Source organism: Paraburkholderia sp. RL17-381-BIF-C, from assembly GCF_046026435.1.
GTDB lineage: Bacteria > Pseudomonadota > Gammaproteobacteria > Burkholderiales > Burkholderiaceae > Paraburkholderia.
Map to the genome: position 1 here is coordinate 14,178 of NZ_JARESX010000022.1, position 17,306 is coordinate 31,483.

16 protein-coding genes are annotated in these 17,306 nt (G+C 56.1%); 7 read left to right on the top strand and 9 right to left on the bottom strand.

Features of this window, described 5'->3' with window-relative positions; translation table 11 throughout:
• The first annotated feature begins 29 nt into the window (after window positions 1-29).
• Window positions 30-707: a LysE family translocator gene (locus P0D70_RS15685; RefSeq protein ID WP_408185180.1), complete on the top strand. Its 678-nt coding sequence runs from the start codon at window positions 30-32 to the stop codon at window positions 705-707.
• A 91-nt stretch (window positions 708-798) separates the two neighbouring features.
• Here the strand turns inward: P0D70_RS15685 and P0D70_RS15690 are convergent, their stop codons facing one another.
• Window positions 799-1,764, bottom strand: coding sequence for a threo-3-hydroxy-L-aspartate ammonia-lyase (locus P0D70_RS15690; protein ID WP_408185181.1), 966 nt, complete (start codon window positions 1,762-1,764; stop codon window positions 799-801).
• 155 nt (window positions 1,765-1,919) lie between these two features.
• Window positions 1,920-2,213 carry a hypothetical protein gene (locus tag P0D70_RS15695; RefSeq protein ID WP_091799798.1) on the bottom strand — a complete coding sequence of 98 codons (294 nt, stop codon included), beginning with the start codon at window positions 2,211-2,213 and terminating at the stop codon, window positions 1,920-1,922.
• A 786-nt stretch (window positions 2,214-2,999) separates the two neighbouring features.
• On the opposite strand from P0D70_RS15695, the gene P0D70_RS15700 reads away from it, so the two are divergent.
• The 3 genes from P0D70_RS15700 to P0D70_RS15710 all read left to right on the top strand — a co-directional run bounded on the left by P0D70_RS15700 (window position 3,000) and on the right by P0D70_RS15710 (window position 5,116).
• Window positions 3,000-3,938, top strand: coding sequence for a Rossmann-like and DUF2520 domain-containing protein (locus P0D70_RS15700; protein ID WP_408185182.1), 939 nt, complete (start codon window positions 3,000-3,002; stop codon window positions 3,936-3,938).
• A gap of 77 nt (window positions 3,939-4,015) precedes the next feature.
• Window positions 4,016-4,336, top strand: a complete 321-nt coding sequence (locus P0D70_RS15705) for an EthD family reductase (RefSeq protein WP_408185183.1) — start codon at window positions 4,016-4,018, stop codon at window positions 4,334-4,336.
• Between the two features lie 216 nt (window positions 4,337-4,552).
• Window positions 4,553-5,116, top strand: coding sequence for a YggT family protein (locus P0D70_RS15710; protein ID WP_408185184.1), 564 nt, complete (start codon window positions 4,553-4,555; stop codon window positions 5,114-5,116).
• Between the two features lie 82 nt (window positions 5,117-5,198).
• On the opposite strand, the gene P0D70_RS15715 is transcribed toward P0D70_RS15710, so the two are convergent.
• The 4 genes from P0D70_RS15715 to P0D70_RS15730 all read right to left on the bottom strand — a co-directional run bounded on the left by P0D70_RS15715 (window position 5,199) and on the right by P0D70_RS15730 (window position 9,616).
• Entirely contained in the window at window positions 5,199-6,092 is an 894-nt protein-coding gene (locus P0D70_RS15715) for a hypothetical protein (protein ID WP_408185185.1), read from the bottom strand.
• An 865-nt stretch (window positions 6,093-6,957) separates the two neighbouring features.
• Complete coding sequence (locus P0D70_RS15720; protein WP_408185186.1) at window positions 6,958-8,058, bottom strand: beta family protein; 1,101 nt, start codon at window positions 8,056-8,058, stop codon at window positions 6,958-6,960.
• 36 nt (window positions 8,059-8,094) lie between these two features.
• A complete protein-coding gene (locus tag P0D70_RS15725; RefSeq protein ID WP_408185187.1) occupies window positions 8,095-9,321 on the bottom strand; it encodes an ImmA/IrrE family metallo-endopeptidase in 1,227 nt (408 codons plus the stop codon).
• Window positions 9,302-9,616 (bottom strand): type II toxin-antitoxin system HigB family toxin, encoded by a 315-nt coding sequence (locus P0D70_RS15730; protein ID WP_408185188.1) that lies wholly within the window; start codon window positions 9,614-9,616, stop codon window positions 9,302-9,304. Before P0D70_RS15730 ends, P0D70_RS15725 begins: the two co-directional genes overlap by 20 nt.
• Before the next feature lie 213 nt (window positions 9,617-9,829).
• On the opposite strand from P0D70_RS15730, the gene P0D70_RS15735 reads away from it, so the two are divergent.
• Together P0D70_RS15735 and P0D70_RS15740 are read left to right on the top strand one after the other, a co-directional pair.
• Window positions 9,830-10,135 (top strand): DUF3892 domain-containing protein, encoded by a 306-nt coding sequence (locus tag P0D70_RS15735; protein ID WP_153134713.1) that lies wholly within the window; start codon window positions 9,830-9,832, stop codon window positions 10,133-10,135.
• A 45-nt stretch (window positions 10,136-10,180) separates the two neighbouring features.
• Complete coding sequence (locus tag P0D70_RS15740; protein WP_408185189.1) at window positions 10,181-11,221, top strand: restriction endonuclease; 1,041 nt, start codon at window positions 10,181-10,183, stop codon at window positions 11,219-11,221.
• A gap of 113 nt (window positions 11,222-11,334) precedes the next feature.
• Here P0D70_RS15740 and P0D70_RS15745 read toward each other — a convergent pair whose 3' ends face one another.
• The 3 genes from P0D70_RS15745 to P0D70_RS15755 all read right to left on the bottom strand — a co-directional run bounded on the left by P0D70_RS15745 (window position 11,335) and on the right by P0D70_RS15755 (window position 14,787).
• On the bottom strand, window positions 11,335-11,649 hold the full coding sequence (locus tag P0D70_RS15745) for a hypothetical protein (protein ID WP_153134711.1): 315 nt from the start codon (window positions 11,647-11,649) through the stop codon (window positions 11,335-11,337).
• Window positions 11,650-11,930: 281 nt separating this feature from the next.
• Window positions 11,931-13,427 carry a trypsin-like serine protease gene (locus P0D70_RS15750; protein WP_408185190.1) on the bottom strand — a complete coding sequence of 499 codons (1,497 nt, stop codon included), beginning with the start codon at window positions 13,425-13,427 and terminating at the stop codon, window positions 11,931-11,933.
• A gap of 52 nt (window positions 13,428-13,479) precedes the next feature.
• Window positions 13,480-14,787: a hypothetical protein gene (locus P0D70_RS15755; RefSeq protein ID WP_408185191.1), complete on the bottom strand. Its 1,308-nt coding sequence runs from the start codon at window positions 14,785-14,787 to the stop codon at window positions 13,480-13,482.
• 380 nt (window positions 14,788-15,167) lie between these two features.
• Here P0D70_RS15755 and P0D70_RS15760 point away from each other — a divergent pair, with 380 nt between their 5' ends.
• Window positions 15,168-16,193 carry a hypothetical protein gene (locus tag P0D70_RS15760; protein ID WP_408185192.1) on the top strand — a complete coding sequence of 342 codons (1,026 nt, stop codon included), beginning with the start codon at window positions 15,168-15,170 and terminating at the stop codon, window positions 16,191-16,193.
• Window positions 16,194-17,306 lie beyond the last annotated feature (1,113 nt).

A 17,306-nucleotide genomic window follows, 5' to 3' on the forward strand; every position in this document is an offset into this window, starting at 1 on the left:
ATAACAAAGCTAACGGAGCAGTTGCGCGGATGCATGCCTTTTCAATGATGTCGGATGGATTCTTTCTGTCGTTGTCGTTGTGCCTGGATATCGGTCTCGTGAACGTCGCCATGATTTCGCTGACGCTCTCGCATGGCTTCAAGCCGGGCTTCTGGCTCGGCCTCGGCTCGTGCATCGGCGATCTGATTTATGCGGCGCTCGCGCTCGCGGGCATGGCAGCCTTGCTGCAGTTCGAATCGGTGCGCTGGGTGGTGTGGATCGGCGGCGCCGCGATCCTGCTCTTCCTGACCTGGAAGATGGCGCGTGAAGCCATGTACCCGGCCACGGCGCCGGCGGTGGCCGGCGAGGTGGACGCCAATGCGCCGCATCTGTCAGCGTGGCGCGGCTTTTTGCGGGGCGTCTTGCTGGCGGTGTCGTCGCCTTCGGCGATTCTCTGGTTCGCTGCAGTGGGTGGCGCGCTGATCGCGAAAGCGGGCGCCACGAGCGTGACCACTGCGCCGGTGTTTCTGGGCGGATTCTTTCTCGGCGGTCTGTGCTGGACGATCTTTATCTGCGGGCTCGGCAGCCACGGACGCAAGCGCGCCGGCACCGGTTTGCTGCGCGCCTGTCACGTGGTGTCCGCGTTGCTGTTTGCTTACTTCTCGTACAGCGTGATCGTCAACGGGTATCGCGATCTGATCGTGCAAACCGCGCACGCGGCAAGCTGATGCAAAAACGGCTCGCATTGTGCGAGCCGTGTTCGATCAGATATCACGCACCACGTTCGGCAAGCGCAACGACACAGGCCGACGCGCAGTATCAGGCCAGATACTGCGCGAGCTTTTCCAGGTCGACGTTGCCGCCGCTCACCACCACGCCGACACGCTTGCCCTTCACCGGCACGATGCCATTGAGTACCGCGGCCGCGGCGAGGCAGCCCGTCGGTTCGACCACGATCTTCATGCGCTGCGCGAAAAAACGCATGGTCTCGATCAATTGCGCGTCGCTAACCGTTTCAATACGCGCGACCAGCTTCCGGATGATCGCGAACGTATAGTCGCCGAGATGCGTGGAAGCGGCGCCGTCGGCAATTGTGCGCGGCGTGTCGATATGCACGATCTCACCACGCGCGAGCGACTGCTGGCCGTCATTGCCCGCTTCCGGTTCAATGCCGATCACCGTGCAAGCCGGGCTCAATGCCGCCGCGGACAACGCGCTGCCGCCGATCAGTCCGCCGCCGCCGAGGCATACGAAAAGCATGTCGAGCGGGCCCGTTTCATCGATCAGTTCTTTCACGGCCGTGCCCTGCCCGGCGATCACATGCGGATGGTCGTACGGCGGAATCAGCGTCATCCCGCGTTCCTCGGCGAGCCGCCGGCCGATTTCTTCACGGTTTTCCGTATAGCGGTCGTAGGTGATCACCTCTCCGCCGTAGCCTTTGGTCGCCGCGACTTTGGCCGCGGGCGCGTCGTGCGGCATGATGATCGTCGCGCGAATGCCGGCGAGGCGCGCGGACAATGCAATCGCCTGAGCATGGTTGCCCGACGAATACGTCAGCACGCCGGCTTTGCGTTGCTCCGCGTCGAAATGCGAGATCGCGTTATAAGCGCCGCGAAACTTGAAGGCACCCATGCGCTGAAAATTCTCGCACTTGAAAAACACCGACGCACCCGTTCGTTCGTTGAACGTGCTCGAGGTCAGAACGGGGGTGCGGTGGGCGACGCCTTCGAGACGCGCTGCGGCGTCGAGTACGTCGTCGAAAGTGGGAGCGGGAAGCGCTTGCATCGGCGAAACTCTCCAGGAGCGGTGGCGAAACAGCCATTCTCCCAGCTTCGACCGAGGTTTGGAACGTTGGCAGCGAAGCGAAAATACAAACGGCGTAACCCGGTCTTCAAGCCGGCGTCACGCCGTCGATACAGCCACCGCCCTGCTTTCCGCAATTAGCGGCGATAGTAACCGTGGCCGTAGTAACCGCGATAATAGCCGTGGTGATAATAAGGACGGCCGTAGCCATATCCACCCACTACCACTGCGGGCGGCGGCGCGTAATAAACCGGCGGCGGCGCATAAACCGGCTGCGGTGCGTAATACACGGGCGGCGGCGCAGCATAAACCGGATAGGCGGGCGCAATTGGAACCCCAATGCCGATCCCGACAGAAACGTGCGCCTCAGCGGCACCGGCAAGTCCCAAGCCGAGTGCTGCGGCAACGACAAACGGAACGATCTTTTTCACTTTATTCTCCTGGCGCGGCCTACCGAGGTCGCCGACTTCGCATGCCCTGCATGCCATGAAATCAATGTATCGAAAAAGATCAGGCCTATCTGTTCGCATTTGTTGCAAATTGCAATCGGCCAGAAGGGTTCGTAATTTCCGCTGAGGCAATGCGCCGCGCACGAGCTTCGCAAAGCGCTGAAAACTCAGGGATTCACCGGCTCGAGCGCAGGGCAATCTGGCGCGATCCTGGCTTGCCGCCAAGCGGCATTCGCGTTCCAGTAATCTTTGATTACAAATTAGATTCAATCCTGACGGCATCGATTGATGCCTCAAAATGAAAAATGCCCGGCCAACGGACCGGGCATTCGTTACTGGCGAAGGGCGCTATGTCAGCCGACCTTCACGTAGGCAAATTCGCGGGACACACTCGGCGGAACGTAGGCACCGCTAATCCGCACGCGCGGCGTCAGGCGCTTTTTCTGGTCCCACCAGCGGCGGCGCTGTGCGTGCGTCAGGAACCGCAAGTGCTTTCGGTAAGAAAAAATATTCATCGTGAACCTCCCGAATCTGACTGCGAGACGAAATACCCAGAACAGCAACTGCCAAACCGGCTAACCAGACTGATGCAGCAATTGTGAGCAGCTTTCAAGCCTGCGGGGCGCATCGCGGCGGATGACCGGCCAAACGCGCCATATCGCGCTCGCACTGATCGGAGCAAAGTCGCCGCCAAACTGCGCCGCAGGCGTAATGGATGCGCGATACTTCAGCTTTCCCGGTTAAATATTCCGTCTGGAGCAGGCAACCATGACCCAGTCCTCTTTGCCGCGCCTCGGTTTCATCGGCGCGGGCCGACTCGCGCGTTGTCTTGCGCTGAGCTTTTCACGGGCCGGTTACCCGGTCGCAGCGGTAGCGAGCCGCTCGGCGGCTTCGGCCGGCAGGCTTGCCAGTCAAATCGAGCATTGCACGGCATTCGAGAACCCTCAACAGGTGGTCGACGCCGCCGACATCATCTTTTTAGCCGTTCCCGACGACAGCATCGGTACGTCAGCGCACACACTCCGATTCGGTCCGGACGGCGCGGCTGGCCCGCACGGCAAGGCGCTCGTTCATTGCAGCGGCGCTTCGTCCATCGAATTGCTTGCCCCGGCGCGGGACCAGGGCGCCTCGATCGGCGGCTTTCATCCACTGTACCTGTTTAGCGGCGACCTCGCCGATCTCGAGCGCATCGCAGGCTGTTCGGTGACGATCGAGGCCGATAGCGCGCTCAAGGACGAGCTCACGGCGCTGGCCGTCGCGCTGCGCTGCCATCCGCTGTCGATTCCGGCGGGCGGCCGCATGCTTTATCACGCGGCGGCCCACTACGCCGCCAGCTTCGCGCTGTGCAGCCTCGCGGAATGCGTCGCGCTGTGGCGCACGCTGGGCTTTGCCGAAGAGGACGCGCTGCGCGCTTTGCTGCCGATGCTCTCCGGCACCATCGAAACCGCGCGCGACAAGGGTCTGCCCAATGCGCTCGCCGGCCCGGTGTCGCGGGGAGACACGGGCGTCGTGCAGAAACAGTTGGCGTTGCTGGAAGGCCTCGGGGGCGACCACGCGGCACTCTACGGATTGCTCACGCGGCGCGCGGTGGGGCTGGCGGAACGCCGCGTGACGCCGCCCATCGCGATCGAGGCGATCTCCGAGGCCGTGGAAGAATCGCTCAACCGGTCGCTGAATCAGGCCGCAGCAGGTGCAAGCGTCAAGTAAGCCGTGATAATGTGACGTCCGGCGCCGCGCGCAATCCGCCAGCGCCGCGCATCGGGACCAACAGACGAGAACGCACAATGATCAAGGTCAGCATCCTCTATCCGTACCGGGAAAACGGCCATTTCGACGTGGACTATTACTGCGTCACACATATGCCGCTAGCGGCCAGGCTGTTCGGACCGTCCCTGAAGGGCTGGTCGGTCGATGTCAGCATCAACGCCGGGCCGCCCGGAACGCCGCCGCCGTACGTCGCCGCGGGTCATTTCCTGTTCGACAGCGCGGACGACTTCTACACAGTCTTCAAGCCGGCTTCCGAACAACTATTGGCCGATATTCCCAACTACACCGACGGCGGCAACGGCGCGATTCTGATCAGCGAGATCAGAATTTCCGTGTGATGCCCAGCGGAAGCGGAACGAATGGCGGCCTTTAATACTGACAGGCGTCGTCGAACGTGAAGCCGCAGCCGCGCACGGCTGCTCGAAACAACGCATCACGCGCTCCATAGCGGCAAGAGCGCGGGCAATCCAGATGAAACCGCCGGCGCGCCGCTCGGAAAGCGCCGGTACCCTGCGGCCGATCGGCGGCCGTTATACGAAGGAAAAGGACACGAGATGTTTGGCGATATCGCCCGTTTTCTGCTCAATACCGTCTTCACGCTGTTCGGCGCGGCGCTGTTGCTGCGCGCATGGCTGCAGGTCGTGCGCATGCCGCCCTACAACCCTGTTACGAACGCCGTGCTGCAAGCCACCAACTGGATTGTGCTGCCGTTGCGGCATATTCTGCCGAGCACGCACAAGATCGACTGGGCGAGCCTAGTCGCGGCGCTGCTCGCAGCCATCGTATATGTGGTGCTGATGGTGGTCCTGACCGGCGCCGATCCGCTCACGCTTTTGCCGACACTGCTGATCGTGGCGGTGCTGACGCTGATCAAGTGGGCGCTGAATCTGATCATCTGGATGACGATCCTGATGGCGCTGCTGTCGTGGCTCAATCCGCGCTCGCCCGCCATGCCGATTCTGTACCAGTTGACGGCGCCGTTTCTGAATCCGTTGCGCCGCGTGGTGCCGCAGCTCGGCGGCATCGACCTCTCGCCGATCCTGCTGTTCGTGATCGTGCAGGTACTGCTGATGGTGGTCACCCGCGCGGCCGTTCAACTGACTTACTTCGTGATCTGAACGCACAGGTAGCGAACATTCAGAAACCGCCGCCCATCAAAAAGGTGGCGGCTTTGTTTCATGCGTCGCTTGTTGTTTCCGCTTATTGCTTCGTCAACTGACCGTAGGCGACTGTGGTGTTGGTCGCTGTCTTAATCATGAAGAAAATCGTGCGGACGTACAGGTTGCTGCCCGTGATCGGCAGGAACGTAATTGCGGCGTTGCCCGTATATGTCGCACCCGATTTCAGCGTGCAGGACGCGGTCGTGCCGGTCACGTTCAACGTGTAAAGATTCTTGCTGGATGACGGCGTGGCGAGCAGCAGCGTGCCGGAGACCGGGCAGTTGCTCAATGTCCCGCTGAGCGTGCCGTCGTTTGCAATCGTCAGCGACGAGCCGGTTTCCGCCCACGTACCCGCCACGCTCGACTGGGTAACAGCGAGCGCATTCGCCGCGTCGTAGTTCCAGGACAGGTTCACCGTGGTGCTGTTCTCGACATAGCTGCCGGTGAACGTCTGGTTGTTCACGAAGGTGCCCGAGCCGGAGGTCGTCGGAAAATAGAAGCCGCCGATGAATGCCGTACCCGAGGTGAGCGTCCAGTTCGGCGCAGCGGGCGCGATGACGCCGAAGAATTCCGACAAACCGATGCCGCTCACCGTATTCAGGTAAGAGATGTTGCCCTGCGGATCGACGAGCGCCGTGGTCTTGTCGACGCCGAACTGGCTAGTCCAGACCCCTTCTACACCGTTGCCCGTTGCCGCAGCCGAACCGCTCTGCGGGCTCGTCAGACTCGGCAGTTGCTCGCCGCTGAGGGCGGGCGAAGAAGCCGGAACCGGGGCGCTTGCGGGACCGGGAGCACTTGCCACAACCGGCACCGAAGCGCTGCCGGCCGCAGGCGCCGCCGCCGAATTACCCCCGTCGCCGCCACCGCCACACGCGGCCAGCGCGAGCGAAGCGAGCAGGGATAACGTCAATTTAGCTTTGATTTTCATATCCATTTTTGTTTTTGGGCGAGTGTGCTGCCAATCAGATTGGCAGTGTCACGCCGTTGGTCGTTTTGATCTCGATGTTTGCCGTCAGCGCCGATTCGTTGATTCCCTCCAGAAATCCACTTGACAGAATCAAATCAAATGGATTCTTGTAACTTTTTGAAAGGACGCCAAAGAAGTAAACGGCGGTATTCCGACAAGCTTTAATATTTATTCGAACTTTCTGAGAGACCGCTCAATCGCGCCTGATGAAATATCATGCATAACGAATTAAATAATCGAAGCAGGCAGTGCGTAACTATTTGATTGGCCTTGCATTTATATCGGCTTCTAGCGGCATTCAATTTCCGCGATCTGCGTGGCGGTCGAAGCGTTAATCGGCAGGTTCCGCGCTGTGCGCGGTAGCGGGCGGTGCCTGCCTCAGCCTACTCAGCTGCGGCGCCTGACAACGACGACGCCACTTCGTGCGCGTCAAATAGCAACCGCAAGGGGATAGCCGACCGAATGGGCGAGAGCACGCATCGAACCGCTGAATATGGCCGGCTTGGTGCGGTAAGTCGGCGCGTTGTGGCGGGGAACACTGCGCACGCTCCCGCGGCGAGCACGCGCCCAGATGGGCCACAATCGTCCGCGTTTGCCAAATTGCGCGAAACCCGCGTAGAATGCCGTTCTCTGCGGGCGTCGTATAATGGTAATACCCTAGCTTCCCAAGCTGCAACGGCTTGAGCAAACCCACTATTCATGCGGGTTTTAGATGTGGTTTTCCAGCAGGCACCATTTAAAACCACGTGTTATGCGGGTTTGACGGCGACGCCAGTTTTCACCCCAGCGTTCGCGGCAAAAAGCTAAAGCTATACGTTTGACGCCATGTGCCTTAAGCAAGCGTCAGCAAAACCTCAGCAGGGATGCCTTGGCTCGCCAAGGCGACTAACCGCTGAATCTGCTGAACGGCATAAGAGATGTGATGATTTTGATCCACAAGTACCCATGTGCCCGGATTACCAGTTCCCGCATGGCCGGTCGCACAGTCATGTATGTATTGATCCCCATAACTGAAAGCGCCCCCTTGATAGTGCGAACTGTGCAAGACTTCCGACGCAAGTCTACGGTATTGCTCGTACTTGTCTCCCTGCCGCAAACTTTGGCCGCGATGAACGTGTAGCTTTGACCCTTCGGTGTAGCGAATTTTGCCGTTGATATGAGGGCTAGGCGTGAGATCACTGAAATCCGGATGAATCACCCCGTAGTCACTGTAAATGGGCATCACGGGAAGCTGCTCAGTGACTACGTTGGCCCACAGAGTAAGCTCTCTTCGATCAACCGTTCCACATGAGTTTTTCTCGATGGCAGATACGGTTTTCGGCGCACTTGAACCGGAAACAATAATTTTTCGGATATTGACGAAACCCATCAACGCATCAATGAAATCACGTGTATCGCTCGCGGCTGCCAACGTGTCGGCTTCCGTCCCAAGATAACGATGATCTAGCATGATATCCAGCATACGCAGGTCAAGTCCCATACTGCGCAAATCAAAAATCCGCTCGATAGTCTCGTCAGGAAACTCTATGTCGTCGTGATCCAGCCTCAAGAGCATCCCGCCCCGGCGCACTGCCCACTTCACCGCAGTCGCCAATCCCGCTTCATCCCGGTCAAAGCCGTAGACAGGCTCAAAGGGGACGTCCGCACTGTTCAGCAGAGAAAAACCCGCGTCCAGAGCAGGCTCTCCGCTCGCCACAAGAGTACCAGGCTTGAGAAGAGGGAAATCCACGTAGCATGGCCGGGTGCCGGAAAGCTTAGACAAGCGTGTGGCAAAGCGCGCAAGCAACTCTTCCGGTTTATGAGTGGGCAAGAATGGCGGTAGCTCGTAAAGCGGCTTTATGAACGCCGAAAGAGCTGGCTGGACGTATGCCATCGCCTTGATATCGTTGATCTTACCTTTGATTACGGGACAATATGCAAAGTTAGAGTTCACGGCTTCCCTCTCATTTCAACGATATCGACCGACAGGCTATTGATTAGTGAAAAGCTTCCTGACTGCGCCCTGCCCGGTTAAATCTGTAAAAATCGCGTAGTTTTCAGCCTCTCTTTGCAGACGCCCGGCCACAATCGCGGGATGGATTCCTTGCTCCCGAGCAAAATTCACGATCCCTGCCTTCGTCGGCATCTGACGCACGGACGCGCTCCGCCAGTGCGCTCGAGAAATCAACAAATCTCGAGCAACTCTGTTAGCTTCTTTTTCAATTGCATCATTGCTCTCGGCATCAACAAGTCGATCCAAGATAACGTCGCCTGGCCGACTCAAATGCTTCCAAACGTGAGCACACTCGTGCAATAGAGTGAACCAGAAGTTATCTATCCTATCGAATCGAAGCGTTAATCCAATCACAGGCAACCCCGATCCAGAGAGCATAGCTGCTCCGTCCAGCTTCGTTTTTGTGAGGTGTTCTTCCACCACCACCGCTATTCCGGCATCTCTTAGGAACTCAACAGCTCGCAAAGGACCATCCTCTTCCCGACTAAGGCCGATCAATTGCTTGAAAAACGGCTCAGTTAGCTTTTCAATATGAAATGGACCACGTGCGCAGTACGCTGGCTCTGCCGCTTTTTGCAATACTCTGGCTTGCCACGCTGTGAGCGCGTACAGGGCCTCCGGCGTGAACGCGTCACCCTTGATCGTCCGACGTGCCAATACGCCAGGCCTCGCCCCACCCAAAGACTTTTCGATAAAAATCCGGACGACTTCAGCACTCTTTGCTGCGTCAGCACGACGGCGTTCTACATTTATCCAACCCCTGGTAAGCATCTCCTTTACAGGAAATCTGGACCAATCTATCTCCTCAGTTTCCGCCTGACTGCTGTCAATCGGTATGGTAGTTGAGTCCTGCACAAGGACATCGGTCGGAATACCGAGTCCAGCAGAGAGTTCTCGAATCATGTTGACCGTGAGCGGCCGTTGCCGCGATAGGAATTCGGACACCCTGCTGCGTGATCCGAAATAGGGGATCAGATCTGTCTGTCGAAGACCCTGCTCCACCATGCGAAATTTCACCGCCTCAACGGGGTCCGGTTTCTCGAACGGATAGATTCGCCGCTCATAGTCCTCGACCAAGAGCGATAGGAGTTCCAACTCAGCCCCTTCCGGCGAATTAGGCATCGGATCAAGCATGACAAGTGTCTCGACCCGAGACATGTATTCCCGATATTGAGCCTCAGACTTAACGACTGCTGGCTTCATTTTGCCTAACTTCCCAATTAATCTTACTGTACTCATCGTGGGTACCAACCCAAGCGACTACGATGATTCCCATCTGATATGCCACATTACTTACCATTCGATAGTCGTTGCCCTTCACGTTGAAGATCACCCGGTTGCCGCCTAAAAAACTGGCAGTGGGGTATCTGAATTTGATGTCGTGCGAGCATACCCACTTCGCATCGCGCGCATCCGCCAACCAAGAGCGAATCCAAGCCCGTGCGAGAGGGTGCTTCGTCGTGAAATCCGCTAGCTTGTCGAGACCGTGTACCTTCATCGCCGTCCGGAGCCGTATTCGTTCATGCCACAATCTAACACGTTGTTCCCATTTTGGGAACAACGTGTTACGCTTCTCGCAGGCTGGTGGGCATGACTTTCCGGCTACTCCGAAGCGCTAGAATTAGTGCCACATCAATAGAATCGGGCATCGGTTGTCGGCGCCAACCCGCCCGCGAGTTCATCCGCGTGGTCCCGAATAGAAAGGTCCGATATGACGACAACGATCAAGTGTGTTGCAAGGCGAATGGCCGGGGGGCGGGGGCACGAGCACATTGCCTTCCTTTGGTGGATACAGCTCGAAGGAGAGAATGCAACTGGGAAGGAAGGGGCCTGCTCGCGAGCTGAGATGGTGAGCTATATCGAGCAATATGGCGAATACAGCGTTTGGTGTCCCGATCGCAACCCCAACCAACCGGGCGCATGGGTTCACGTCCACAACAACGGACACGTTAAATATGTCCAGACCGTTGCGGACGGGCGGACAACAGACAATCTGCTTGCTCTTCCGGAACGCTAGTCGGTACGAAGGCTACGCATCTCGTTTATGGGTAGAGCTCAACCTATGCAACTTTCTCATTTAGTCAAAGATTGGGGCGGTTTCGAACAACTTGTTGCTGAACTGAACAGGACGGGCGAAGTCAGTGTCGAGCATAACGTCGTGCTGCCTGGGCGATCGGGGGCTCCACGGCAAATCGACGTCCTTATCCGCCACAAGCAAGGGCTCTACGAGCATCTTATCGTCGCCGAGTGCAAATTCTGGAACAAGGCCGTCGATCGAGCAACGGTCGATTCAATGGCGACAACCGTCCGCGAAGTCGGCGCCTCCCGCGGCGTCATATTTTCTAACAACGGTTTTCAATCTGGTGCGGTGACGCAAGCCAAAGCAGACTCAATAGATCTGTTTCTTGTTAGAGATCTTACGAACGACGAATGGGGAGCGCCCGGCAAGATCATCGATTTTTTTCTTCATGTGATATCGATTTCAATCGGGGGCTTCTCGACAGAGCGCACTTTTTCACTCCCGGGAAGTCAGCCGACAAGCACACGTATGGACCTCCGGCTCGGCAACGCGGAGACGAATAGCAGCACTCCGATTACATGGCCTGGAAGATCGTTCAAAACGCTTGAGGAAGGAATCGAACACGCGGCAAAAGATGCAGCGCAAAAGGTTTACCAACCGGCAGCATTTTCGGCAGACGGAAAGTTCGACGCAACGCTAAGGGCGCGTGTCACCGTAAATTTGGCACCGCCCAAGCCGATAGTTGCGAAAATCAACGATGGCACGATATTCATACCAAGCGCAACCCTTCACATAGGAATCTCAATCAATCAAAGCCGAATGATCTTTGACAGAGCAAAGAATCTTGCATTCGCGCTAGCAGTCGAGGATTGTGTGCGCAACACCGTCACAGCTGCCGCGAGAAGCGTAGGGGAAGAGACGACGATGCTAAATCAGCTCAATGCTCCACAGCAGGTCTCTGGCAACGATAAGCCATTGGAAAATGGCACCATCTTCAGTGTATGGGTCGCCGGTTTCCAAAATTTTGATGAATTCGCTGGCCTCAATCCGGGCGAAGTTAAGATAGCGCCGGCAGCGTCTTGAGACGTTCGGCACCATCGAAGATGTGAGCAACAACTACGCTTTGACTCGGTGCGTCACGGGAAAGTGAAAGGCCCCGTGGGAGCCTTTCGTAGAAATATGCTTCCAATGGCAAATCACTTCTTGCCTTGCGGCTCGTGCTTGTCCTTTATCATCTGGTAGTACGTACTCGCACCGGCCTTCGTCAGTTTCACATCGGCAATGAACTTCTCGATGATGTCTTTCCGCGTCACGTCCTTGACGGTCCGCATCCGCTTGTAGATTTCCGTCGCCAGTTCCATCTTCGTCGGCGTAGCTGGTGCCGACTTCGCTGCGGTATCGTTCGTCGTCACGCTCGCAGCTGGAGCAACAGTTCCTGCCTTCGAGTCAACGGCAACAGGCTTACCTGCTTTCTCGTCTTTGCCCGTCACACCTTGCTTCTGATCAACCATGATCGCACTCCATTCGTTGAAAGTGCGTCCAGGGTCCAGCAGATCGACCTTCAAGGCAACGGCAAGCGAACGACCACGACCTGCACGACGGCGACCACTTCGAAATTCAGCGAGCAACAGTGACAGTTTTCACGTCACCCTCACGCACCGGCTCTCTACCCCCTTGATCTAACGAGAATCTTCGAATCAGATCATCAGCTTATTAAAAAATTAGGCAGCATGCAGACAGTCCGAGTTTAACTGGCGAACTCAATAACATGGTTTGCCAACGGGCGAATCCTTTACTGCGCGAATTGCGAATCGATCCATTTCTTGTATACGTCCACTCGCATGCTACGGCCATCAACGCAAGTTTCGGCACCGTAGGCAGTAACGCCAACAATCATCCATCCCGTTGGCGCACGTTCTAGCATTGCGGGCCCACCAGAATCACCCGCGCATACATTCTGCCCTAACTTATTGGCAACATAGCTGAAGGTCTGATTTTGGACCGCATCTATGGGCACAATTGCTTGGCGGCGCTTTCCTGCGCTGGATGTATCCAATTTTCCATCTTGCGACGTTGTTATGTCATACAATCCGTAGCCAACAAAATACAGCGGTTCCTTATCATTTCCTTGAGTCAATGACTCCAACGATGGAACCCCGCTATATAGCGCGTACCGCGGAAATAAGTCCTTCGGCGGGCTGTCGTTCAAAAGTACGACGGCGATATCATCCTCAGTGGTTATCGACTGACCGTTGACGACGACTCTGTAGTTGAATTCACCTGCAACCTTACCCTCAGGATATTTCGCTGCTTTTATGGAGTAAATCTTGCTGTTCGGGTCATCCATCGAGCTGCCGAACAGCAATCTCATGTTTTTCTTATCGACGTCTGGTTTATACCGACCAGCAACGCAATGCGCTGCAGTCAACGCTGTACGGTCTCCAATCAACGTCGCCGTGCAATGCGTCGCCCATGTACCGTCGTCTTTTTTGAGCTCAACTATAGCTACCGAGTGGAACCCCGAGGCGAACGTGCCACCCAACATGAGTGGTCGATCATTTGTCGCAGCTAAAGGTGCCGGATGCACAGCAATTTGCATAGGCAAGCTTTGTGCCTTGTGGTCCTCACAACATCCGCCTTTGTCTTTGGTAGACAGATCGAGCGAAGAGCGTACTGTAAAGATAGCACCGGGAGAGGCATGCAAGATAATCTGCTGTGCTCCGGTGGGAATAGCTATCGGACCCTCGGGACCTTCCACTGCGACAGTTGCGCCCGTAGGGAGATTGTGTGAAATCTGGCCAAGCGTTAAGAGATAAGGCCCAGGCAATATCCCTTGCGCAAAAGCGATGACGGCAGTGGCACCTGCGTGGGCAAACGACGCCGCATTGGTATCGTTTCCGTGCAGCCCCGCACACTCGTTAAACACACAACCAGTGCAAGTCCGGTAATGCCCCCCTTTCGATAAGCCTGTAACAGCAAGGGTGTAACGAATATCATTACTTGGCACCGGCTCCTGTTGGACGTCGGCGGCGCTCGATGCTGAACTCCCTCGCCCATACGGCTGACATTGACTGCTTTCAGACCCGACAACACTTGCATGCGAGCTGGTGGGATTTTGGGCCGTCTGCGTCAACCCGCCATCGATGGAAGCGGACGCGGAGGTGTCGGTTTGCAGCGAAATGGAGAAGTCCTCCGATGCTGACACGGTGCTACTAATAAGCAACATCAAATGGCCAACTATCATCCGTTTTATCAGCACAGCGCATGGACCTGATTTTTGGGCTCGCATCGGTTTTACCTACGCAAATGAACGATCGTCGCCACGGTCTGGAATGTCGAGGTCAGGGCCCATCCAGGCTCAAGGGGCGTTGGACATTCGGAGCGAAGGGCTTCGTGGGCGACGTCCCATCCGGGAGTGGGTCAAAAGCCATTGCCCGGTAACCTATCACTACCGGGTTCGCGAAATCACGCTGAATCTTCAAGCCCGAACTCGAACCTGTAACAATCTGCGCTGAAATCCCGGGGAACTGCTGCTGCTCATTTCCAGCGGCCGAATCGACAAGAGTTTTCAATTGCGCCGATAGATCCTGGACGGGCGTAAGCGGTGCTCCGGCCCCACTCGCAGCGGTTCCTTTATCTGCCGTCGTTCCACCACCTGCCGTGGTTCCGCCACCTGCCGTGGTTCCTTTGCTTACTGTAGTTCCTTTATCTGCAGTGCCTGAGGGGTCAGCTGGCTGGGCTTTGCTGGATGCCGCTTGTCCACTCGGAGAAAAATATTTCAACAAAGAATCTAGTGTTGCCTGCCTAGTCCCTCCTGCTGGTTCTTTCATCGCAACCTGAAGCTTAGCCGCAGTACCTTTCGTGAAGGTAAAGTTGACGTCAATTGCGTAAGCCGCGAATACCTCCGTGACAAGCAGAAATACCGCCCGCTCATCGCTTGCGCATGAATTTGAATATTTAGAAAGGTAATCCGTTGCCCATGTCCAAAATTCCGCCGATTTCCATACTTTCGAAGTTTTCGCAACTTGTAGCGAATCCCAAGCCGGCAAGCCATAAGATCCGGCAGCTGGAACGCTGATCGAAACCGAACCAACGTCTTCGCTACTCAGGCCAAAGCCTGCCAAAACCACACCCGCTGGCACAAGAGCGCCCACCTGTGCTTGAGTCACCGATGCCGAGAAGAACTCCGGGAATGACACGTTTCGCAATCGGATGACACTGCTTTTACCGGAGAGGAAATTTTGCCCTTCAGGCATGGGCCCAAAATCCTTCGTCGCGTCGGCGCTCGTACCTTTACTAGAAGCACTAGCGGCAGGCAACGTGACAGCCTCACCATAGAATTCGCTCATGCTGCTCCGAAGTTCGGTGACGCGCGCTAACCAAATGGCAATTGGCGGCGGACCTTTTTGAGCTGCTGCGAGCTGCACGGCGCTGTTTTCCCCAAACGGCACTTGCGCTACCGATTTCTTGGCGCAAATCGCGTATAGGTCTCCGACTTGAATGTCTTCACGCGGTGGAAAAACCGGAAAGATCTGATATGCGCGTAGTCGTGCACCCCATTGACTCGCCAAGTTGTCGGGATTAAGGACCGGCTTAGTCGTACAAGCGGCGAGGATCACAACGGCAGCGGCAGCTAAACTAGTTTTCATTTTTAACTCCGGAAACGTGGGTCCGCAGTAAACCCGCCGCCAGACAATCTCAACCAATGCTAGGCGAAGTTGAAGCACATCGCGCCGCGAAATCTATGCATGAACGAACGGTACCGCACAGACAATCCTCGCATTTCGAATACTGACGTAGGTAAATCACAAAGCGCCAAGCTTGTTGCCGATAAGTGCTTGCACCCAGCGATCCCCTAGCTGCCTAGTTTCGAGTCGCCCCTCACTCGCCATGGACTGGCGTGGAATATTTGCCCTATCTGTTACTAAATCCATCTGCAGGCTTCAGTTTTTTAAATGCTCGCCGTAAACATAAGGACTGATAGCATCAACTGGGTCCCCGTTCAGAGGCGCCCTCGCCGGAGATTGAAGTGCAAGGGATCATCTACCATCTCAACCAACCTCTTAAAACACTGCTGCTGAGCACCCCATTGGAAGGGAAATATTTTTTGCACCCCGTCCATAGTTCGACTATGACGAGCATTCGCCCAAGCACAAACGAGCCGCTAGTATTTCGTTTCTTCTCGGGCTCCGATCGCTCGGTGGTCTTCTGTTTCTGTCCAATAGAAAATCTAAACAATACTTCGGTAGGACAGGCGTGGGGACGAGCTAACAAGCTTGTTGAGAGAGATACTGCCGTTGACGAGATTGGCCGCTTCGTTTGGTCCAACGGCACGTTTGAAACGGCAATAGGTGAAATATCGATGTTTTTTCGTGGCTCGGCCACCTTGACAGAAGACTGCTATTCGAACGTTGCCCGTTTAAAAGCAACGGTCGACGCAAAGGGCATGGCTATCTTCTCGTCAGAGCCGGGGGGTGATCGGGCAGTGCGAGCCTTAGCCGCATACATGCTAGGTCTCGCCTATCATCGCGTCCTCGAACAAGCAATCAACGACCTTGCCGAACGCTGCCGCGATGACTCACGGGTGAATCATACGGAGACGATGCACGCGGAAATATCGCGGTTTATAGCTAGCTACTACTTCGAAGCGCCTGCCCGCGTCATTACGACGGAGGTAGGTCCCCTTTACGCGGCTATTCGCGAACGACTGCTTCTCGGATCACTCCGCTATGAACTCGTCGACCAGCTTAGCCGGCTTGCTGAAGTTATTCGAATAGAGCGAACGGCAGCGGAATCGGCCTTTGAAGCAAGAATACAAAGGCGCCTTACGATATTCGGTGTGGTCATCGCGGTGCTTGGCTTAACTCAATTGACCCAAACAACCCCATCTCAGATTCAGGCTTTTGCGACCGGATGGAAAGCTGTCTTGGCCGGGGGGACGGCAACCCCGGCTCCACAATCAGGACTCTCGACCTCGGACGCAAAAAAGCCTGACAATCACACCGAGGCACTGCCTCGCAAGGCGAAGCGACTTCGTCACGATGCGCCAGAGTAGAGCAATCTCGCCAGAACGAAGAGGTCGCCGACATAGCACCCGTTCGCGCATGCAGGTCACTCGCAACAGGCTTACCCTCCTTCGCTCCCTCCTATATTTATTGGCTGCTCTATTCGACCATTGTCACCCGCTGTAGGTTGGAATGTGCTTCCATCGCCCAGCGAAAAAGACAGAGCCCCCGAAAATACGGCGAGCAACAGCGACATTTTTCACGTCACTTCCGCGCACCGGCGCCCTATCCATTTGATTTAACAGGAATTTCCTAGCCAGATCATCAGCTTAACTAGATTCTGCCGTGGGGCCATCCTCGACAGGTGCCCGTGTCTGGCCATCGCCGACCGCCCCCTACAGGTGGGGATGAAATTTCTTCACATTCATCTGAAGGGAACAGCTTTTTTAAACGATTAAACCATTTCTCTTGTTTTTAGAAAGTTTTTATATAGAGGAAGAGATAGAGAGAACTTTCTGAAAATTGATGAAATCGTTGAATTGTTTAAGATGTGCTGAGTTCGCATGCAGAGTGAGAGGGCAGGGACATGGGTGCGGGGCAGCCGGAAGCAAATTTATAGCCCCGCCATGCGTCTCACAATGGCTGTCGAATGCCAAACCCTACCTTGCGATTTGTAACACCCCTTCCTGTCCGCGTATTCAAAAAACCTGCCCGCCGTGGCCGGTCTGATTGCAAGCGCGCAACGTATACCACCCCCTTGTCTCCGCAGTCCGGCTTCTGTACAGTTCATCTCATCAAGAGTTCTTGGCACCTAGACCCATCGACTGCGAAAAATCGATGGGGTCTCGCCAGCACCGGGTAATGGAGGTTGTGTGACCAGCCCGAGGGGATGCGCGTTTTGAGCGGTCCTCAGCCCAGTCATTTGGGTGGTGCAGTGAGACGCATCTTCGATCAAACGTCCCGTTCATTACGAACGGATTTTGGTCGATGGCGTCCCACTGCGTAAGTCCTACTATCCCTTATCGCATCCGCCATCGGCCATTAACTAACCGTTAAAGGCTATTGCGTGGCAAATCCTTTTTTCCCCACCTACCCGTATTCATTCTACTGCGACGGCGACGTCCGGCAGTTCGTCCCTGACTACATCATTGCTGACCTGAGTC